We start from the raw sequence: 18,717 nt of genomic DNA on the forward strand, positions 1-18,717 counted from the left end.
GGAAATGCGACCAAATTTAAGCGTAACCTGTTTAGTCAGAAGGGACTACGCCTTTTGTTTTAGATGTATATTTGGTATTTACGTGTAAGATTGAAAGTTTTCACCGAAGGATGACTTTCGTTCCGATCAGAGATGGAAAAGCACTCTGCGCGCATGAAAAAACCGCCGGATCTTGCGATCCGGCGGCTTCTGGATTCCCTCCCCTTCTCGGGAACACGCCCCGCTCGGCGCTTTCCGCCGAAGCGGGGGGCCGCTCTATTGCGGCGGCGGCGATGCCGGCGTCTCCGGTGTCGACTGCGGGGCGGCGGGAGTTTCCGGTGCCGCTGCCAGTTCGGCGGTGCTCTTGGTGAGTTCGGGGTAGCTCTCGACCATATGCGCCCCCGCCAGCGGCTTGGACTGACCGTTATGGCAGGTCGCGCAGTTGAGCTTCGGTGCGTCGCCAGTCGGGCCGAGGCGGTTGGCCGGGAAGACCGGGGTGAGCGGCTCGATGTAGTCTCCGTTCAGGTCCCGGACCATCCGGATGCCGTGCCAAGCCAGCGTGCGCTGCGGCGTACTCTGCGACCAGTTCGAGATCGCCCGGGTGTTGTGGCAGTAGGTGCAGTTGACGCCGAGCGAGGACGACATGTGGATCATCAGGCCATAGGTCCGCTCCGCGGCCTGGATCGGCTTGCCCTTGCTCTCCGGCAAAGCCGTGGTGGCATTCACCCGGATCAGGTTCTCGTCGGCATCCTTCTTGCCCAGGAACTCGGTGAGCGTATCGTAGGGCAGCGAGGCGAGGCCGACGGAGGGGGAGGCCAGGTTCTGCCCGTTGTTGCGGGGGATGAAGCCGGTCTTGTAGGTCGGCCCGGGATTCTGGAACCAGACATGGGCCGGCACCGGCTGGCCGCGGTGGCAGGTGTAGCAGGTCACGCCCGTCTCGCCGACATGCTTGTCCTTCCAGGTGGTGTTGATGTGCTGCACCATCTGGATCATCCGCCGGGCCACCTTCTTCTGGTAGAGGCTGTCATCGGCCATGTTCTCGGTGTTGTGGCAGTAGGTACAGCCCTGCTCGGGGCTGACCCACTCCGTCATCGAGGTCATCAGGCGGTTGAACTCCTCGACGCTGACATCCTTGAGAACCTTGACGTTCTCATAGACGGCGCCGGCCTTCTCGGTGCCGGCCTCCACCGGCTCGGCCGGGGCCGGGGGGACGTTGGCGGCCCGCAGGGCGGCGGCGCCGGCCTTGGTCTGGATCTGGTCCATGCCGGTGCCGCGGAAGCCGTGCTGCTGGGCGAGGATCGGCGGCTTGGTCCAGCCGGCGGTGCCGAACTGGGCGATGGTGAGAAACAGGGCGACGACAGCGCCCGCGACGACGAGCAGAGTCTTCATGGCGTCCCCCCTGGCAGAGCCCCCGGCGTATGGAGCGGGTCCGGGATCGGTCCGAAAACCTGCGGATAGGCCGGCGCGACGCCGTGCTTGACCGCCCAGAGATACCAGTTGTCGACGACCGTACCGGTGAGCAGGATGCCGATGCCGCCGGTGAGGGTCGTCAGCACCGCGAACCACCAAGCCCAGCGGTGGATCGATTCCATGGTGGCGTTGAATCCCATGGTCCAGCGCCAGAACAGGGCCGCGCGTTCGGTGGCGGTGCCGCGATTGACGATCTGATCGATCTCACGTTCCGAGCCGTAGCGGCTGGTGGCGAGGATCGTGCCCCCGTGCATCGCGAAGAGCAGCGTCGACCCGTACAGGAAGACGATCGAGAGCATGTGGAACGGGTTGTAGAACAGGTTGCCGTAGCGCAGCGAGAAGGCTGCGGTCCAATCGAGGTGAGGAAAGATGCCGAAGGGCACCGCCTCGCTCCACGACCCCATCAAGAGCGGGCGGATGAAGCCGAGAACGAGATAGAGCCAGATCGCGCTGGCGAAGGCCCAGGGCACGTGCGTGCCGAGACCCAGGGCGACCGCGCGGCGATACATCCTCACCCACCACAGCAGGATCGAGGCGGTGAGGAAGAAGCCGGCGATCAGCCACCAGCCGCCCTCGTTGAGGGGCGGCAGCACCTTCAGACCGTATTTGGGCAGCGGCGGTTCGAGGGCCAGCCAGGGCAGCTGGCGGACGAACTGGATCGGATCCCAGTTCACGCTCGCCCACATGTTGAGGCCGATGATCTCGAAGGCGATCAGACCGCAGGTGAAGGACAGGGCCCCGAGATAGCCGCCATAGATCGGGCCGACCTGGCTGTTGCCGATCAGCCCGAACAGGTAGCTGTTGAACGGCTTGCCGATGCGGGCATCGGACGAGATCGGGATGCCCTGCTCCGGCTCGACCGGGCGCACCTGCACCTGCGTGAAGATGTTCTGGTAGTAGGCCACGGCGTCTTCCTCCATGGACCCGCGGTCGCCGGAACGGTCTCCGCGCCGCTTGCGGAGATCCTCGCGCCCGAAGATCGAACGTGCGCCTCAGGCCGCCCGGCACCGTTGCCGGCCGGCGTCACGGTTCATCGCCACACCGGCAGGTTGAGCCACCAGCCCCACCATTCCGGCCAGCCTTGCGTCCAGAACGGCCCGGAGATGATGATGCAGACCGCGCTCCAGAACCCGGCCGAGAGCGCCAGGAACAGGCCGAGCCGGTGGATGCCGAGCGTTCCGATCGAGTAGCCGATCGTATCGCGGAAGTAGGTATCCTCGTGCTCGGGTGTCTTCACCGTCTCGCCCTTGGCCGGATTGGTCGAGGACAGAATCAGCGAGCCGTGCAGGGCCAACGCGAAGGTCGTCGTGAAGAAGAATGTCACGGCGAGCATGTGCGCGGGATTGTAGTGGAAGTGCAGATATTGGTATCCGGTGTTCGATACCCAATCGAGGTGGCTCAGAATTCCGTAGGGAAAGCCGTAGCCCCAGGCACCCATCAGGAACGGGCGGATCACCACCAGCGCGACATAGGCGAAGATCGCCACCGAGAAGGCGAAGGGCACGTGGTAGCCGATGCCGAGCTTGCGGCAGATCTCAACCTCGCGCAGGGCCCAGGATGAGAAGGCGCCGATGGCGCAGAAGGTGATGATCTGCCACAGCCCCCCTTCCTTCAGGGGGGCCAGCGCCAGCCCGTATTTCAGGTCGGGCGGGGCGATGTTGATCTGCCAGATGTTCCAGGTCGGCCCGATCGCGGCGCCGTAGAGGATCAGCGCGGTGCCGAGCACCGAGAAGAAGATCGTCGTGACGCCGAAGAAGCCGACATAGAACGGGCCGATCCAGAAATCGAACAGGTCACCGCCGACGAGGGTGCCGCCGCGGACCCGGTATTTTCGTTCGAAGCTCAGCATCGCCATGGCGGACGATCCTCCGAGATGAGGACGGAAGCTGCCGGGGCAGGCGCGAGGAGCCTGCCCTCGGCGAACCGGATGTCAGTCCGGTCAGGTCGGCATCGTCGGAAGGACGAGGCTCTGGGCGGAGGCCGCCTTCGCGTCCTTCGGGCCTTCCAGCCAGTTGAACCGGTCGGTGCTGAGCAGGATGAAGTGGATCAGCAGCGCCAGGACGAACAGGAAGGTGAACAGCGCGACGAGGGTACGCCGGGGATCGAACAGAAGCCAGATCTTGTGCATGGCGGGGGCCTCCTCATCCGATCATCGACACGAGGCCGTGGGCGGCGTGGGTCACGCCGTCGAGCAGGGCATAGCCCTTCGGCCCGGGAAGCCAGGGCCGCCACAGCCAGACGAGGATGTGGGCGACCACGGCGATCGCCGTGAAGATGATGAAGCTCGTCAGGAAGATCGCGTGAAATTCCTTGGCTTCGGGTTCCGTCAGCCCGGACAGGCTGCTCGGTCTTTCAGTCGTGATACCGCTAGCCATCGATCGAACCTCCGCTGGTTGTGCCGCACGCCTTGACTGGGCGCGGCGGGTGTCGCCGTGACTCGATGACATCACGGCGCAGGGATCCCCCGTGTCACCGCACGGAAGTGCTTCGCTCGCGCTATCCCATGAAGGCGAAGGGGATCGCCGAGACGGCCATCGCCTTGGCCTCGCCGAAAACGGAGCGGCGCTCTTGCAACAGGCTTCGCCGCCGGGGGCTTCCGGTGGGCGTCAGGCGCTGCACCAGGGCGGCGATCAGGAAGAACGGATAGGTCGCGGCCAGGATGATCCGGAACTGGATCGCCTCGCTGTGCAGGCGCGACGGCGCGGGCATCGATCGTTGCAGGGCAACTCTCATCGCTGGTCTCTCCGCAGGCTTTCCGGGCCCGGAAGGCGCCGGAGGGTGAAGGGGATGGGCGAGAGCCGGGCTCATGCGGCGGCTCCCACGGCAAGGTCGCTCTGCGCCCGCTCGACATGGGCGGGGGCCACGCGCTCGGCGGCGGCGCGGTGGGCCGCCCGCTCGGCGGCGTCGCGCAGACGCTTGGCGGCGGAGATGCGCGTGAGAACGGGATGGGCCTCGACCAGCGCGTCGAGCCGGGCGCGGGCCGCCTCGTCCCAGGGGAGTTCCCGGTGCGGACGGGCGGGCGTGGCCTCCACCGCATCCATGTCGCGGGCGAGCGGCAGGATGTGGAAGAGCATGTCGAACAGGGCGTTGCAGACTTCCTGCACGAGGTAGGTCGCGCCGGCATAGCCCATGAACGGCGTGCCGGTGTGCCGCCGGATGATGGCGCCGGGGAAGGAGGCCGGAACATAGGCCGCGCGGCCACCGCTCTCGGCGAGATACATGCGCTCGTTGAAGGAGCCGAACAGGACGAGCGGCGGGGTGGCCTTGATCGCTTCGCGCACCGCCACGTTGTCGGGCTTGGCCCCGGCCCTGCGACCGAAGGCGAAATGGCAGGGCAGGCCCATCTCGTCTTCGAGGAAGTGGCGCACGCCCCGGGCATAGGTCTCGGTGGCGACGATGCCGAAGCTCGCGGTGCCGAAGAAATCCTGCGTCACCGAGCGCCACAGATCCCAGACCGGCTTGATCGTGGTGTGGCGCTCGCGCTCGATGAACGGCTCGGGATCGAGCCCGAGAATCTCGCCCAGCGAGCGCAGGAACTTGGTGGTCGAGAGGACGCCGATCGGCGCCTGGAGATAGGGGCGTTCCAGGCCCTCGCAGAGCAGGCGCCCGAACTCGCGGTAGAGGCAGATATTGGCGTCCGCGTTCACCAGTTTGGGCACGTCGGCCAGATGCGAGCCGAGGGGGAAGGTCAGGTTCACCTCGGCACCGATGCCCTCGACGAGGCGGCGGATCTCGGCGAGGTCCGAGGCCATGTTGAAGGTGCCGTAGGCCGGACCGATGATGTTGACCCGAGGCCGCTCGCCCGGCTTGCGCTCCGGCCGCGCCGGAATCCCCTTCTTGGCGAAGCGCTTGGCGCCGTATTCCTGCCAGAGCCAGCTCATCGCCCGGTCGGCGGATTGCCACTGATCCTCGTCGATGGTGCGCGGCAGGAAGCGCTGGAGGCCGGTGCCCTCCGGGGTCACGCCGCCGCCGATCATCTCGGCGATGGAGCCTGTGACCACGACGCTCGGCTGGCCGGGATCGAGCGTGGCGTGGGCCCGCTTCATCGCCCCTTCGGTGCCGTGGCGGCCGAGCTCCTCCTCCGCCAGCCCGGTGACGACGATGGGCAATTCGTGCGGCGGCAGGGCGTCGGTGTAGTGCAGGACCGAGGTGACCGGCAGGTTCTCGCAGCCGACCGGGCCGTCGATGACGACCTGCAGGCCCTTGATCGCCGTGAAGACGTAGACCGCCCCCCAGTAGCCGCCGGCCCGGTCGTGATCGAGGATCAGCATCACGCCATCTCCCCGATCGGCTTCTTGAGCGCTTCCGCCTTCGGCGAAGCCTTGCGCTGCGGCACCTCCTGCCAGACACCCGCCGCGTGGCCGGTGCCGACACCCTCGAAGAAGGCACGCATCGCATCGAAGCGCGGCTTGTTGGCGAGCGCGGCGTTGACCACCTTGGCCAGCGAGCCGGCCCCGGCCGCGCCCATCAGGGGACGGGCCGAGATCAGGTTGGTGAAGTAGAGGGCGGGGGTGCCGCTCTCCTTGGCCTTCTGCACCACCGGGGTCGTGCCGATGGCGAGATCCGGCCGGAAGGCGTGGAAGGCGGCGAGGTCGTCCTCCAGCGAGGCGCGGTAGCGGATCTCGACGCCGCGCTCCTCCAGCCAGACCCGGTCGGGCTCGGACCAGGGCGTGCGCGGGCAGGCGGTGCCGACATAGGGCACCTCGGCGCCGCTCTCGACGAGGAGGCGGGCCACCAGCAATTCGGAACCCTCATAGCCGGAGAGGGTGATGCGCCCCTTCACCGGCATGGCGGCCAGGGCGCCGCGGATGGCCGGCAGCAGCCGGTTCTGCGCCGCCGCGACCGTCTCGCGCGGCACGCCGCAAGCGTTGCCGATGGCAGCGAGCCAATCGGCGGTGCCGTCGTGGCCGACCGGGGCGGAGCCGATGATCGGCCGACCCGCCGCCTCGAACTCACGGATGCTCGCGGTGTAGAACGGGTGGATCGCCGCCACCGCCGCCGCGTCGAGGGCGCCGTAGAGTTCGCGCCATTCCCGCGTCGGAACCACCGGCCCCGCGCCGAGGCCGAGGGGTTCGAGCAGCCCGCCGATCACCACCGGGTCGGCGGGGAACATCTCGCCCAGCAGGGCGACGGCCGGGCGCTCCGAGCGGCCGTTGCGGGGAGCCTGGACCGGCCCCTGTTCGGCCTCGGTGCGGGCGAATTTGAGCATCGCCCCAGCCAGCACGTCCTTGGCCTCGGCATGGGTCGGCACGCCGAAGCCGGGCACGTCGATGCCGATGACCCGGACGCCGTCGATCTGCTTCGGCAGAAGCCGCAGCGGCACGCCCGAGGCGGTGGGAACGCAGAGATTGATGACGACGATGGCGTCGTAATCCTCGGGCTTCGCCGAGGCATGGACCGCCTCGCGGATATCCTCGAACAGCTTGCCGGTGACCAGGGTCTCGGAATTGAACGGCACGTAGCCGACGCTGCGGCGCGCCCCGTAGAAATGCGAGGTGAAGGTGAGCCCGTAGACGCAGCAGGCCGAGCCGGAGAGGATCGTCGCCGTGCGCCGCATCCGCAGGCCGACCCGCAGGGAGCCGAAGGCCGGGCACATGCTCTGGGGCTGGTCGTGGGGACCGGCCGGGTAGTCCTTACGGAACTGCTCCAGCGTCTCGGCGATGCCGGACTCCCCGCTCGCGGCCTCGGCGGCCGCCCGCATGGCGTCCTTGCCGGCGTGGCAGCCCAGACCGTCGCCCTGAGTCGCGGCGAGGTGGACGCCTTCGGGGCGGCAGGCGCGGAGCGCGGCGATGTCGAGGCTGACCGCCATGGCTCAGACCTCGTCGTAGACGATTTCGAGGGACGGCTTGGCGAGGATCGCACGCCCGCACATGTCCTCCATGGTCGCCGGCTCCAGCACCACGTCGCGGCCGGTGGCCTCGCTCGAGAACAGGCCGAGCAGCGCGTCCTGGCTCAGCGGCGCGGGCTGGTGCGGGGCGGCCTCGGCCACGTTCTGCGCCAGCTCGGCGAAGAGCGGTCCCCAGCGCCCGTCCGGCCGGCCGATGATCTCGTAATTCGCGCTCTTGCGGCGGATGTCCTCGTTGGCCGGGATCGAGGCCAGGACCGGGATGCCCACTGCCTCGGCGAAGGCCTGCGCCTCGCCGGTGCCGTCGTCCTTGTTGATGACGAGGCCGCCGACGCCGACATTGCCGCCGAGCTTGCGGAAATACTCCACCGCCGAGCAGACATTGTTGGCGACGTAGAGCGATTGCAGATCGTTGGAGCCGACGACGATGACCTTCTGGCACATGTCGCGGGCGATCGGCAGGCCGAAGCCGCCGCAGACCACGTCACCGAGGAAATCGAGCAGGACGTAGTCGAAGCCCCATTCGTGGAAGCCGAGCTTTTCCAGAAGCTCGAAGCCGTGGATGATGCCCCGGCCGCCGCAGCCGCGCCCGACCTCCGGTCCGCCGAGCTCCATCGCGTAGACGCCGTCGCGCTTGAAGCAGACATCGCCGATGGCGACGGTTTCGCCCGCGAGCTTCTTTCGGGTCGAGGTTTCGATGATGGTCGGGCAGGCGCGCCCCCCGAACAGGAGCGAGGTGGTGTCGCTCTTCGGGTCGCAGCCGATCAGCAGCACCTTCCGGCCCTGCTGAGCCATCATGTAGCTGAGATTGGCGAGCGTGAACGACTTGCCGATGCCGCCCTTGCCGTAGATCGCGATGATCTGCGTCTCGCGTTTCACCTCGCCGGTCGGGACCGGATCGAGCGGGAGGGCGGCTTCTTCCCGCAGCTTCGCGGCGGCGCCGAGGGCGGCCTTGTTGAGCTGAAGGTTCATGAGCAGGTCCTCCAATCGAGGATCATCTTGAGGCAGGCCGGGTCGGAGAAGGCGGTGCGGTAAGCGTCCTCTGCCGAGGCGGCCGGCGCGCGATGGGTGATCAGCCCGTCGAGCGACAGGCCGCCGGCCTCGATCAGCGCCCGGATGGCGGCGAGATCCTCCGGCCGCCACTCGGCCGCGACCCGGATGCGGGCCTCGCGCAGGAAGGCGGGCGGGAAGGCGAAGCTGAGCGACGCCTCGTAGAAGCCGGCGAGCACGATCTCGCCGCCGGGGGCGAGCCGTCCGATCAGGGTGTCGAGCAGGCTGGAATCACCGCTGACATCGGTGATGGTGGCATAGTCCCGGGCGGGATCGTCCGCCGGATGCAGCACCGGATAGCCGACGTCTCCCTCGCGCCGGACCGGCTCCCGCTCCCAGACGACGGGGACGCCGCCGGCGAGGACGGTGAGCCGCGCGAGCAGCCGCCCGAGCACGCCGTGCCCGACGATCAGGCTGCGCGCGCCCGGCGTGACGCCGGAGAGGGCGTGATAGGCGGTCGCGGCGAGGGCGATCAGACAGGCCCGGTCGCCGAGCCCGGCATCGACCGGCACGCAGCGGGAGGCCGGGGCGACGAGATGAGAGGCGGCGCCGCCGAAGAGCCCGCGCACTTCGCCGAAGCAGCGCGCGCCGGGGACGAACACCGTCTGGCCGAGGCGCAGGCCGGTAGCGGGATCGGCCTCGATCACGGTGCCGACCGACTCGTAGCCCGGCACCAGCGGGTAGCCCATTCCGGGGAAAGGCGGCATCCGGCCGGACCAGAGAAGACGCTCGGTTCCGGTGCTGATCCCGCTCCACGAGACCGCGATCACCGCGTCGCCTTCCGCGGCAGAGGTGAGCGCGAGGCGGCTGAGCGCCAAGTGCTCCGGTCGTTCAAGGACGACGGCCAAAGCCTCCATGTCCCTGTCTCCGCCCTGCTGGTGCGACTCCGTCAGGTGGCGAAGTCTTGATGTGTCATCGTAGATAGACACAAACTTACGTCAAGCGTTCTTTACACCTGTGTCATCGCTTTGCGGTGAGCAGTCGGGTGAGGAGCGGCCGGCGGGTGGGATGTTCCCGGACGCTTCCGAACCCAGCTTGGGCCAGCATCGCGGTGATTTCGGCCAGCGATCGCGGGCGCCCACTGCCCATGGCGAGCAGGTAGAAGCCGAAATACGCCTCTCCCACCGGCTCGGCGCCGGCCGTGCCGGCCATCGGCTCGGCGAGAGCGAGCAGGCCGCCGGGCGGCAAGGCCGCATGGATCGCCCTCAACAAGGCCAGGGCCGCCGGATCGTCGTGATCGTGGAGCACCCGCACCAAGCTGATCGCGTCCGCCCCTTGGGGCAGCGGCTCACTGAGAAAATCGAGGCCGAGGCAGCGCACCTGCCCGGCCAATCCCTCGGCGGCGAGGCGCGCGACGGCCCGCTCGGCCACCGGAGGCAGATCCGCGAGGATCAGGGCCAGATTCGGGTGGCGGCGGGCGGCGCTTGCGAGGAACACGCCCTCCCCACCCCCGACATCCATCAGGCAGGTGCGGCCGGCCAGGGGCAGGGCCTCGAGCTCGTCCTCGGCGATCAGAGCCTGGGAAGCGGCCATCAACCCGCTATAGGCCGCCACCGAATCCGCGCCGAGGGTCGCCGCCCCGCCCGATTCGGCGTAGGGCCAGAAGGTCGAAAGCCGCGTCGGTCTCCCCTGCCCCCGCAGCAGGGCGACGGGATCGGCGAGATCGGCATAGAGCATGGCGTGGTGCTCGATCATCGCCGCGACCGATGGATTGCCGATCAGTGCCGCACCGAGATCGGCCAGGGCGAAGCGCCCGTCGGGAAGGCGCGTGATCAGGTCGAGCGAGGCCGCCGCCTTCAGCAGCGTGAGCGCCCGCTCGGGCGGGAGGGCGAGTCGGTCGGCGATGGAAGCGGGCGCGAGCGGCCCGGTGCGCAGCAGGCCGAACAGGTCGAACCGCACGCAGGCGAACAGCACCTGCGCATAGACGAAGCCGGCGCAGAGATCGAACAGCGCCCGCGTGTTCCGCTGGGCGGTTCGGCGGGTCAGCGGGAACCCCGCCGCCCAACGCTGAAAACCGGGCCGGGCGACCAACCCGCTGCGGAAGCCGAGCCAACGCTCGCGCCAGCCGGGACGACGTTTCGCGGTGCCGCCGGCCTCCGTCCCCGCCACAGCCATCGAGCGTCCCTCAGGCGAAGGCGCGCAGGGAGGCGGGCAGGAACAGCCGGGTCTGGGCTTCGATGTCGGCACGGATCTCGGCCTGTCCGGGACAGGGGGGGATGACCTCGATCGCCTCCTCGGTCAGCCGCCTCAGCCGGTCGAGGGCACCGCCCTTGCCGAGCAGGGCCGCCGCGTTCGGCCGTCCGAGGGTCGCGTCGCGGCCGGCGGGCTTACCGATCTCTTCCTGGCGGCAGGCCACGTCCCGCAGATCGTCGGCGACCTGATAGGCCTCACCGAGGCATTCGCCGAGCAGACGCCAAGGCAGCGGCGGCGCCCCCGCCGCAGCAGCCCCGGCGACGGTCGAGGCCGCGAACAGCGCCCCCGTCTTAGCTTGCTGGTACTCAGAGAGATCGACATAGGGCTCAGATTCCCAGGCCTGCCCCGCGACGATTCCCGAGGGCGAGCCGACCGCGCGGGCGACGAGCCCGACCAGGGCGGCGAGCCGGGCGGGTGAGCGGGCAGCCCCCCGCGCCAGCGTTTCGAAGGCGGCGACGATCAGCGCGTCACCGGTCAGAACCGCCAGCGGCACGCCGAAGGCCGCATGAACCGAGGGCTTCTGCCGCCGCATCGGCGCATCGTCGAAGCACGGCAGGTCGTCGTGGACGAGGGAGGCGCAGTGCAGAAGTTCGATCGCCGCCGCCGCCGCATCGGAGGCAGCCGGGTCGTCGTCTCCGCACGCCAAGGCGACCGCCAGGCAGAGCCGCGGCCGGATGCGATGGCCCCCGGGAAAGACGGCGTAACGGATTGCCTCGGCCAGGAGCGGCGGCGCGCCCGGAGCTTCCGCATGGGCGACCGCCACATCCAGGGCCGCCTCGATCCGCCTGCCGACATCCATGGCGCTCTCCAACGTCAAATCATGTTGTCTTGCTCATGTGTCAATTATGATTGACACTGTTTGTGCTGCGGATCAACGACGATGCGGCAGAAAGCAGGCTGTGCGTGGCGGAGAAGCGGGTCATCGTCATCGGTGCCGGCATCGGCGGCCTCACGGCGGCCCTGAGCCTCGCCGCGTCCGGGATCGACGTGACGGTGCTGGAACGCGCCGCGCAGGTCGGCGGCAAGATGCGCTCCCTGCCCGTCGACGGCGTGCCGGTGGAAGCGGGTCCCACCGTCTTCACCATGCGCTGGGTGTTCGACGAGGCGTTCGCCGAGGCCGGCACCACTCTCGACGCGGAATTGCGGCTTCGGCCAGCCTCCCTGCTCGCCCGCCACGCTTGGAGCGGGCGCGAGCGGCTCGATCTCTTCGCCGACATCGCCGCCTCCGCCGATGCCATCGGCGCCTTCGCCGGCGCCCGCGACGCGGAGGGCTACCGGCGCTTCTGCACCCGCGCGGCGGAGGTCTACCGCACCCTGGAGGGGCCGTTTATCCGCTCCGACCGGCCGAGCCCGGTCGATCTGGCCCAGCGCGTCGGCCTTTCGGGCCTCGGCAGCCTGTGGCGGATCCAGCCCTTCGCCACCCTGTGGTCGGCTTTGGGCGAGTATTTCCGCGATGCGCGCCTGCGCCAGCTCTTCGGGCGCTACGCCACCTATTGCGGCGCCTCGCCCTTCGAGGCGCCCGCGACGCTGATGCTGGTGGCCCATGTCGAGCAGGCGGGCGTCTGGACCGTCGAGGGGGGCTTGAGCCACCTCGCCCGAGTCGTGGCCGGCCTCGCGGAACGGAGGGGCGCGCGTTTCCGCCTCGGCGCCGAGGTGACCCGCATCGTCACCGAGCGAGGCCGCGTCGCGGGCGTGGAACTGGCGGACGGCGAGCGCATCGCGGCCGATGCCGTGATCGCCAATGCCGATGTCGCCGCCCTCGGCAACGGCCTGCTCGGCCCCGACGCGGAGCCGGCCGGCGATTCCGTGCCGGCCCGCGCGCGCTCGCTGTCGGCTGTCACGTTCTGCCTCAGGGCGCGGGCGACGGGCTTCGGCCTCGCCCATCACAGCGTGTTCTTCTCCGCCGATTACCGGGCGGAGTTTTCCGCGATCCTGCGCGACCGCCGCCTGCCGACGGACCCCACCGTCTATGTCTGCGCCCAGGACCGGGACGATGAGCGCGGCCACGCGCCGGCCGGGCCGGAACGCCTGCTTCTCCTCGTCAACGCCCCGGCGGACGGCGCGGAACGCCCCTTATCCCCTCAGGAGATCGCCGCATGCGAGACGACCCTTCTGCGCAAGCTCTCGGAATGCGGGCTGATTCTGGAGCCGGCCGGCCCGGCGACGATCACGCGGCCCCAGGATTTCGCGATGCTGTTTCCGGGGACGGGCGGCGCCCTCTACGGCCGGGCCTCTCACGGCTGGACGGCGACGTTCAAGCGGCCGGGGGCGCGGACGCGGGTGCCGGGTCTCTACCTGGCGGGGGGCAGCGTGCATCCGGGGCCGGGCGTGCCGATGGCGGCGCAATCGGGCCGGCTTGCAGCGGCGGCACTGCGGGCGGACCTTGCTTCGACGGCCCGGTCGCCCGGGGCGGCTATGTCTGGTGGTACGTCGATGCGGTGAGCGAGGACGGGCGGCAGGGCCTCACCGTCATCGCCTTCATCGGCAGCGTGTTCTCGCCCTACTATGCCTGGGACGCGCGGCGCGATCCCTTCGCCCACTGCGCCATCAACGTCGTGCTCTATGGCGAGCGCGCCAACCGTTTCGCCATGACCGAGCGGGACGCCCGCTCCCTCTCCCGCGATGCCAGCCATTTCAGCCTCGGCCCCTCGTCCTTGGCATGGGACGGCAGCGTGCTCACCATCCGCCTCGACGAGCGGGCCTCGCCGATCCCGCAGGCCGTGCGCGGCACGGTGCGGGTGCGGCCGCGGGCTTTCACGGCCCAGCCCTTCACCCTCGACGCCGATGGGTTGCATCGCTGGTGGCCGATGGCGCCGGATTGCGAGGTGGAGGCGGAGTTCAGCGCCCCGGCCCTGTCCTGGCGCGGCAGCGGCTATCACGACACCAATGACGGTGACGGCGCGCTGGAAGACGCGTTCTCCGACTGGACCTGGTGCCGGGCCCCGCTCAAGCGCGGCTCGGCGATCCTCTACGACGTGCGCCGCCGCGACGGCAGCGGTCAGAACCTGACCCTGCGTTTCGACGCCGACGGCTCGCGCCGGGAGATGCGTCCACCGCTTGCCGCTGCCTTGCCGCCGACACGCCTCTGGCGGATGCCGCGCGCGACCCGCAGCGACGATGCCCGTGCCGGCGTGGTGCGCACCTTCGAGGACACACCGTTCTACGCCCGGTCGCTTCTCTCCGCCTCGTTCGACGGGGAGGCGGTGCGGCCGGTCCACGAGAGCCTGTCCCTCGACCGCTTCCGCAACCCGCTGGTGCGGCTGATGCTGCCGTTCCGGATGCCCCGGCGGCTCGGCTGAGGCTCAGTTCGCCCGCGCCGCCGCCTCGTCCTTGCGCTCGTGGCGCAACAGCAGCGGTGTCTGGGCCAGGGCGAAGACGATGGTGAGCGGCATGATGCCGAACACCTTGAAGCTCACCCAGAAATCTTCCGTCTGCGTCCGCCAGACGACCTCGTTGAGGGCGGCGAGCGCCAGGAAGAACAGCCCCCAGCGGAAGGTGAGCTTGCGCCAGCCCTCCTCGGTGAGGGCGAACATGCTGTCGAGCAGCACCGAGAGCAACGACTTGTTGAAGACGAGCCCCCCGAGCAGGACGAGGCCGAACAGCGAGTTCACGATGGTCGGCTTCATCATGATGAAGGTCTTGTCCTGCAAGGCCAGCGTCAGCCCGCCGAAGACGAGGACGACGGCGCCGGAGACGAGCGGCATGATCGGCAACCGCCGCAGCAGGGCGAAGTGCACGGCGAGCGCGATCATGGTGGCGACGATGAAGACGCCGGTGGCGACGAAGAGCTTGCTCTCCGCCGGTACGCCGAGGCGCTCGGCATAGGCATTGCCGAGGAAGAAAACCACGAGCGGTCCCATCTCCAGCGCCAGCTTGAGGAGCGGCGGCAATTGCCGGCGCGGCGGAATGCTCTCGACCTTCATGATGCTGTTCTCACGATGCTTCGAGGTTTCTGCGGCAGGCAAAAGGCTAGGCCTTGGGAAGACCGGTGATCGCGCGGGCAAAGTCCCGCGCGGCGAAAGGCTCCAGATCCTCCACGCCCTCGCCGACCCCGATGAAGTGCACGGGCAGGCCGAATTTCGCGGCAAGCGCCACCAGGATACCGCCCCGCGCCGTTCCGTCGAGCTTCGTCATCACGAGACCCGAGACCGGCGCGGCCTGCGAGAACAGTTCGACCTGGCTCAGCGCGTTCTGCCCCACGGTCGCGTCGAGCACCAGCAGGGTGGCGTGCGGCGCCTCCGGATCGAGCTTGCGGATCACCCGCACGATCTTCTCCAGCTCCGCCATCAGGCCGGCCTTGTTCTGGAGGCGGCCGGCGGTGTCGATCAGCAGCACGTCGGTGCCGTTCTCCCGCGCCTCCTTGAAGGCGTCGAAGGCGAGGCCGGCGGCGTCCGACCCCTGCGCCCGGCTGATGACCGGCGTGCCCGTGCGCTCGCCCCAGACCCGCAGCTGCTCGATCGCCGCCGCGCGGAACGTGTCCCCGGCGGCGAGCATCACGCTGCGGCCCTCCGCCTTGAACTTCAGGGAGAGCTTGCCGATGGTCGTGGTCTTGCCGGCGCCGTTCACGCCGACCGTGAGGATGACGTAGGGCTTCTTGGCCGAATCGATCGTGATCGGCAGCGCCACCGGCTCGAGCGCCCGCTCGATCTCGGTGGCGAGAATGGCACGGACCTCGTCGGGGGAGATTCCCTTCTCGTAGCGGCCCTTGCCGACGGCTTCCGACATCCGCATCGCCGTTTCCACGCCGAAATCGGCCTGGATCAGCGCATCCTCCAGATCCTCCAGGGTGGTGGCGTCGAGCTTGCGCTTGGTGAACAGGCCGGTCACCCGGTCCGACAGGGCGGACGAGGTGCGCCGCATGCCGGAGGTGAGCCGCGACCACCAGCCCCGCTTCTCCGCGCCCTCGTCGACGGTGGCGAGCGCGTCGCTGGCGAGCGCCGCCGCCGAATCGACCGGCTGGATGTCGGCTTCCGCCGGCGGCGGCGCCTCGGCGGCCGGCGCCGCTTCCTCCGCCTCGCCGCCGGTCAGCCGCGACCACCAATCCCGCTTCTTCGGCGATTCGGTGGAAGCCTCATCGCCGCCGGGCCTCTCCTCCGGCTGCGGCGCCTCTCCCGATGGCGGCTGCGGCTCGGGCTGAAGGTCGGCGCCCTCCAGCTCATCGGGGATGCGATTCTTGTCGGGATCGTCGAGAGCCGGCTCGCTGACCGGCGGCGGCACATGGCTGACATCGTCCGCTGCCGTCGCGAAGTCCGGCTGGCCCTCCGATTCGGAGGCTGGCGAGGTCGGCTCCGGCGTCACCGCCTCCTCGGCAGGCTTGGCATCGGGAGCGCTCTTTCGCCCGAACAGGCGTCCGAACCAGCCGGGCTTCTCGTCGTCGCTCATCCTTGACCCTTGCCTCAACCTTGCTCGCGACGATCCGGCGCTCTAGCCCGAAGGACATGAGCCCGCCTGATACCGCACCGAAACGCACCGTCGACCCGGAGATAGGTCTTTCCCTGCTCTACCGCGATGCCCTGATGCTCGTCATCGACAAGCCGGCGGGTCTGCCGGTGCATCCGGGGCCGAAAGGTGGGCCGACGCTGACCGATCATCTCGACTCGCTCCGCTTCGGCCTGCCCCGCCGCCCGGAGGCGGCGCATCGCCTCGACCGGGATACCTCCGGCTGCCTCGTGCTCGGCCGGCACGCCAAGGCGCTGGCACGCCTGAACCGGCTGTTCGCCGACAGCAAGGTCGACAAAAGCTACTGGGCCCTGGTCGAGGGCGGCCCGTCCGAGACCGAGGGGCGCATCGATCTCCCCCTCGCCCGCCGCTCCGACGATCCGCGCAGCTGGTGGATGAAGACGGACCCGGCCGGTGCTCCCTCGCTGACGCTCTACCGGGTGCTCGGCCGGACCGAGGGCCTGTCCTGGCTCGAATTGAAGCCGGTGACGGGGCGCACGCACCAGCTGCGCGTCCATTGCGCCGCCATGGGCTGGCCGATCCGCGGCGACGCGATCTACGGCCAGGCGGACCGGCAGGGGCCGGGGCTCCAGCTCCATGCCCGAAGCCTGAGCCTGCCGCTCTACCCGAAGCGGGATGCCATCGCCGTGGAGGCACCGGCGCCCGCGCATATGCAAGCCGGTTTGGTGGCCTGCGGAATGAGAGCGGATCCGTAGCCCCCGCCCCCTCACGCTGCGAGCAGGGCCTGCCCGTCATGCCCGGTAATGGCGACCTCGCGGATCTCCCCCGCCGGAACCGGTTCGGAGAAGCGCACCAGCGAGAAAGCCTCCGTGCGGCCGGTATCGCCGCGCTCGGTCAGGACGCGGCGGCGGGCGCCGACTTCGCCGTCCAGGTGCCGGGTGAGCGCCGCCGTGCCGGCCTCGCGCAGGCGGGCGGCGCGCTCGCGGACGATGTCGCCCGGTACGGCGGGCATCCGGGCGGCCGGAGTGCCGGGGCGCGGTGAATAGGGGAAGACGTGCAGATGCGTCAGCCCGCATTCGGCCACGAGGTCGAGGGAGCGGGCGAATTGCGCCTCCGTCTCGGTAGGAAAGCCGGCGATCAGGTCGGCGCCGAAGACGAGGCCGGGGCGCAGATCGCGCAGGGTCCGGCAGATGCGGATGGCGTCGGCGCGGGAATGGCGGCGCTTCATCCGCTTGAGGATCAGGTCGTCCCCCGCTTGAAGCGACAGATGGACATGCGGCATCAGCCGCGGCTCCTCGGCGAAGGCCGCGATCAACGCCGCATCCGCTTCGACGGAATCGATGGAGGAAAGGCGCAGCCGCGCGAGGTCCGGCACCTCGCCGAGAATCGTCCGAACCAAGCGCCCGAGCGTCAGTTCGGCATCGAGGTCGCGGCCATAGGCGGTGAGATCGACTCCGGTCAGCACCACCTCACGGCCGCCATGCTCGACGATGCGGCGCACCTGCGCCACCGCGTCGGCCACCGGCACCGAGCGGGAGTTTCCGCGCCCGAACGGGATCACACAGAAGGTGCAGCGGTGGTCGCAGCCGTTCTGCACCGGCACGAAGGCGCGGGTATGCCCGCTCATGCCGGCGATGCGGGTCGGCTCGGCCGCGCGGACCGCCATGATGTCGGCGGCCTCGGGGACCGAAGCACCGCGCCAGCTCTCGGGCTTGAGCTTCACGGCATTGCCGACGAGTCGCGCCACCTCCGGCATCGCCGCATAGGCGCCGCGCTCGACTTCGGCACCGCAGCCCGTCACGACGATCTCGGCACCGGGCCGCTCGCGGGCGAGCCGGCGGATCGCCTTGCGGGCCTGCCGCCCGGCCTCGGCGGTGACCGCGCAGGTGTTGACGACGACGAGGTCGCGCTCCCTCGCATCGGCCTCGGCATGCCCGCGCAGCACCTCCGACTCGACCGTATTGAGCCGGCAGCCGAAGGTGAGCGTCTCGACGCTCATCCCGCGATCCCGGCGAAGAGTTCGGGCGCGAAGCTGCCTTCCCCTTCGAGGAAGACCGGCCCGGTCATCAGCACATGGTCGTCGGCCCGCCACTCGATGGCGAGTTCCCCGCCCGGCAGAGCGATGCGGGCGGACCGGCCGATCAGGCGCAGGCGCGAGGCCGCCACCGCCGTGGCGCAGGCGGCCGTGCCGCAGGCGAGCGTCAACCCGGCTCCGCGCTCCCACACCCGCAGCTTGATGGTGTCCCGCCCCGTCACCTGGGCGATGGAGATGTTGGCCCGCTCCGGGAAGATCGGATGGGCTTCGAGCAGCGGACCGATGCGACCGAGGTCATACGTGTCGGGATCACGCTCCACGAAGAAGATCGCGTGCGGATTGCCCATGCTGACGGCGGCCGGCGAATGCAGGATCGGGTCGTCGATGGGTCCGACCTGCAACTCGATGCGGCGGGTATCGGGGAATGGCTCGGCGAGGGGGATCTCGTCCCAGCGCAGACGCGGCTGACCCATATCGACGGTGAAGGAACGGTCGGTGATGCGCTTCACCGCCACCAGCCCGGCCTTGGTCTCCAGCGTGAGGGTGCCGTTCTCGGAGGGCCGCGCCATGGCCGGATCGTCGAGCAGGGCATAACCGACGCAGCGGGTGCCGTTGCCGCAGGCGCCCGATTCCGAGCCGTCGGTGTTGTAGATGCGCATGAAGGCATCGGTGCCGGGGCTCACGGGATCGTGCACGACCATCAGCTGGTCGAAGCGCGAATGCACGTCGGCGGCGATGGCGCGGG

General features: G+C 69.5%; 19 protein-coding genes. 3 read left to right on the plus strand and 16 right to left on the minus strand.

All coding sequences use genetic code 11. The features are described 5' to 3' along the window. Positions 1-255: 255 nt before the first annotated feature. The 12 genes from pufC to MZTS_RS12895 all read right to left on the minus strand — a co-directional run bounded on the left by pufC (position 256) and on the right by MZTS_RS12895 (position 11,336). On the minus strand, positions 256-1,368 hold the full coding sequence (pufC, locus tag MZTS_RS12840) for a photosynthetic reaction center cytochrome PufC (RefSeq protein ID WP_192284143.1): 1,113 nt from the start codon (positions 1,366-1,368) through the stop codon (positions 256-258). After that, positions 1,365-2,354 carry a photosynthetic reaction center subunit M gene (pufM, locus tag MZTS_RS12845; protein ID WP_192284156.1) on the minus strand — a complete coding sequence of 330 codons (990 nt, stop codon included), beginning with the start codon at positions 2,352-2,354 and terminating at the stop codon, positions 1,365-1,367. Before pufM ends, pufC begins: the two co-directional genes overlap by 4 nt. A 125-nt stretch (positions 2,355-2,479) precedes the next feature. Then, entirely contained in the window at positions 2,480-3,304 is an 825-nt protein-coding gene (gene pufL / locus MZTS_RS12850; protein WP_192284144.1) for a photosynthetic reaction center subunit L, read from the minus strand. Between the two features lie 84 nt (positions 3,305-3,388). Further along, the gene (gene pufA, locus MZTS_RS12855) at positions 3,389-3,577 is read right to left on the minus strand and encodes a light-harvesting antenna LH1, alpha subunit (protein ID WP_192284145.1); all 189 of its coding nucleotides are present in this window, start codon (positions 3,575-3,577) and stop codon (positions 3,389-3,391) included. 13 nt (positions 3,578-3,590) lie between these two features. Continuing rightward, a complete protein-coding gene (gene pufB / locus MZTS_RS12860) occupies positions 3,591-3,824 on the minus strand; it encodes a light-harvesting antenna LH1, beta subunit (protein ID WP_192284146.1) in 234 nt (77 codons plus the stop codon). A gap of 121 nt (positions 3,825-3,945) precedes the next feature. Then, entirely contained in the window at positions 3,946-4,182 is a 237-nt protein-coding gene (locus MZTS_RS12865; protein ID WP_192284147.1) for a hypothetical protein, read from the minus strand. A 71-nt stretch (positions 4,183-4,253) separates the two neighbouring features. Continuing rightward, complete coding sequence (bchZ, locus tag MZTS_RS12870) at positions 4,254-5,720, minus strand: chlorophyllide a reductase subunit Z (RefSeq protein WP_192284148.1); 1,467 nt, start codon at positions 5,718-5,720, stop codon at positions 4,254-4,256. Beyond that, entirely contained in the window at positions 5,720-7,258 is a 1,539-nt protein-coding gene (bchY, locus tag MZTS_RS12875; protein ID WP_192284149.1) for a chlorophyllide a reductase subunit Y, read from the minus strand. Before bchY ends, bchZ begins: the two co-directional genes overlap by 1 nt. 3 nt (positions 7,259-7,261) lie before the next feature. After that, positions 7,262-8,266 (minus strand): chlorophyllide a reductase iron protein subunit X, encoded by a 1,005-nt coding sequence (locus tag MZTS_RS12880; RefSeq protein WP_192284150.1) that lies wholly within the window; start codon positions 8,264-8,266, stop codon positions 7,262-7,264. After that, positions 8,263-9,201: a chlorophyll synthesis pathway protein BchC gene (gene bchC / locus MZTS_RS12885; protein ID WP_009862814.1), complete on the minus strand. Its 939-nt coding sequence runs from the start codon at positions 9,199-9,201 to the stop codon at positions 8,263-8,265. Before bchC ends, MZTS_RS12880 begins: the two co-directional genes overlap by 4 nt. Before the next feature lie 103 nt (positions 9,202-9,304). After that, positions 9,305-10,459, minus strand: a complete 1,155-nt coding sequence (locus MZTS_RS12890; RefSeq protein WP_192284151.1) for a methyltransferase — start codon at positions 10,457-10,459, stop codon at positions 9,305-9,307. A 10-nt stretch (positions 10,460-10,469) separates the two neighbouring features. Then, positions 10,470-11,336: a polyprenyl synthetase family protein gene (locus MZTS_RS12895; RefSeq protein ID WP_192284152.1), complete on the minus strand. Its 867-nt coding sequence runs from the start codon at positions 11,334-11,336 to the stop codon at positions 10,470-10,472. A 104-nt stretch (positions 11,337-11,440) separates the two neighbouring features. On the opposite strand from MZTS_RS12895, the gene crtD reads away from it, so the two are divergent. Further along, complete coding sequence (gene crtD / locus MZTS_RS12900; RefSeq protein WP_192284157.1) at positions 11,441-12,979, plus strand: 1-hydroxycarotenoid 3,4-desaturase CrtD; 1,539 nt, start codon at positions 11,441-11,443, stop codon at positions 12,977-12,979. Further along, entirely contained in the window at positions 12,976-13,836 is an 861-nt protein-coding gene (locus MZTS_RS12905) for a carotenoid 1,2-hydratase (RefSeq protein WP_192284153.1), read from the plus strand. The genes crtD and MZTS_RS12905 overlap by 4 nt, the downstream gene beginning before the upstream one ends. A 3-nt stretch (positions 13,837-13,839) precedes the next feature. Here the strand turns inward: MZTS_RS12905 and MZTS_RS12910 are convergent, their stop codons facing one another. Continuing rightward, on the minus strand, positions 13,840-14,460 hold the full coding sequence (locus MZTS_RS12910) for a septation protein A (RefSeq protein ID WP_009864213.1): 621 nt from the start codon (positions 14,458-14,460) through the stop codon (positions 13,840-13,842). Between the two features lie 46 nt (positions 14,461-14,506). Then, positions 14,507-15,919: a signal recognition particle-docking protein FtsY gene (ftsY, locus tag MZTS_RS12915; protein ID WP_192284154.1), complete on the minus strand. Its 1,413-nt coding sequence runs from the start codon at positions 15,917-15,919 to the stop codon at positions 14,507-14,509. A gap of 56 nt (positions 15,920-15,975) precedes the next feature. On the opposite strand from ftsY, the gene MZTS_RS12920 reads away from it, so the two are divergent. Continuing rightward, positions 15,976-16,692 (plus strand): RluA family pseudouridine synthase, encoded by a 717-nt coding sequence (locus MZTS_RS12920; RefSeq protein ID WP_009866582.1) that lies wholly within the window; start codon positions 15,976-15,978, stop codon positions 16,690-16,692. Between the two features lie 11 nt (positions 16,693-16,703). On the opposite strand, the gene mtaB is transcribed toward MZTS_RS12920, so the two are convergent. Both mtaB and dapF read right to left on the minus strand, forming a co-directional pair. Beyond that, entirely contained in the window at positions 16,704-17,936 is a 1,233-nt protein-coding gene (mtaB, locus tag MZTS_RS12925; protein ID WP_009866581.1) for a tRNA (N(6)-L-threonylcarbamoyladenosine(37)-C(2))-methylthiotransferase MtaB, read from the minus strand. Continuing rightward, positions 17,933-18,717, minus strand: a 785-nt coding sequence (gene dapF, locus MZTS_RS12930) for a diaminopimelate epimerase (RefSeq protein WP_192284155.1), incomplete at its 5' end; no start/stop codon positions are given. The genes mtaB and dapF, both read right to left, overlap by 4 nt.

Origin of the sequence: Methylorubrum zatmanii (assembly GCF_014845115.1) — a bacterium.
GTDB classification, from domain to species: domain Bacteria; phylum Pseudomonadota; class Alphaproteobacteria; order Rhizobiales; family Beijerinckiaceae; genus Methylobacterium; species Methylobacterium zatmanii.

Excerpts from the sequence above, each read along its gene's own strand:
- pufC (WP_192284143.1), bottom strand. The coding sequence starts at position 1,368 with ATGAAGACTCTGCTCGTCGTCGCGGGCGCTGTCGTCGCCCTGTTTCTC.
- pufL (WP_192284144.1), bottom strand. The coding sequence starts at position 3,304 with ATGGCGATGCTGAGCTTCGAACGAAAATACCGGGTCCGCGGCGGCACC.
- pufA (WP_192284145.1), bottom strand. The coding sequence starts at position 3,577 with ATGCACAAGATCTGGCTTCTGTTCGATCCCCGGCGTACCCTCGTCGCG.
- pufB (WP_192284146.1), bottom strand. The coding sequence starts at position 3,824 with ATGGCTAGCGGTATCACGACTGAAAGACCGAGCAGCCTGTCCGGGCTG.
- MZTS_RS12865 (WP_192284147.1), bottom strand. The coding sequence starts at position 4,182 with ATGAGAGTTGCCCTGCAACGATCGATGCCCGCGCCGTCGCGCCTGCAC.
- bchZ (WP_192284148.1), bottom strand. The coding sequence starts at position 5,720 with ATGCTGATCCTCGATCACGACCGGGCCGGCGGCTACTGGGGGGCGGTC.
- bchY (WP_192284149.1), bottom strand. The coding sequence starts at position 7,258 with ATGGCGGTCAGCCTCGACATCGCCGCGCTCCGCGCCTGCCGCCCCGAA.
- MZTS_RS12880 (WP_192284150.1), bottom strand. The coding sequence starts at position 8,266 with ATGAACCTTCAGCTCAACAAGGCCGCCCTCGGCGCCGCCGCGAAGCTG.
- bchC (WP_009862814.1), bottom strand. The coding sequence starts at position 9,201 with ATGGAGGCTTTGGCCGTCGTCCTTGAACGACCGGAGCACTTGGCGCTC.
- MZTS_RS12890 (WP_192284151.1), bottom strand. The coding sequence starts at position 10,459 with ATGGCTGTGGCGGGGACGGAGGCCGGCGGCACCGCGAAACGTCGTCCC.
- MZTS_RS12895 (WP_192284152.1), bottom strand. The coding sequence starts at position 11,336 with ATGGATGTCGGCAGGCGGATCGAGGCGGCCCTGGATGTGGCGGTCGCC.
- MZTS_RS12910 (WP_009864213.1), bottom strand. The coding sequence starts at position 14,460 with ATGAAGGTCGAGAGCATTCCGCCGCGCCGGCAATTGCCGCCGCTCCTC.
- ftsY (WP_192284154.1), bottom strand. The coding sequence starts at position 15,919 with ATGAGCGACGACGAGAAGCCCGGCTGGTTCGGACGCCTGTTCGGGCGA.
- MZTS_RS12920 (WP_009866582.1), top strand. The coding sequence starts at position 15,976 with ATGAGCCCGCCTGATACCGCACCGAAACGCACCGTCGACCCGGAGATA.
- mtaB (WP_009866581.1), bottom strand. The coding sequence starts at position 17,936 with ATGAGCGTCGAGACGCTCACCTTCGGCTGCCGGCTCAATACGGTCGAG.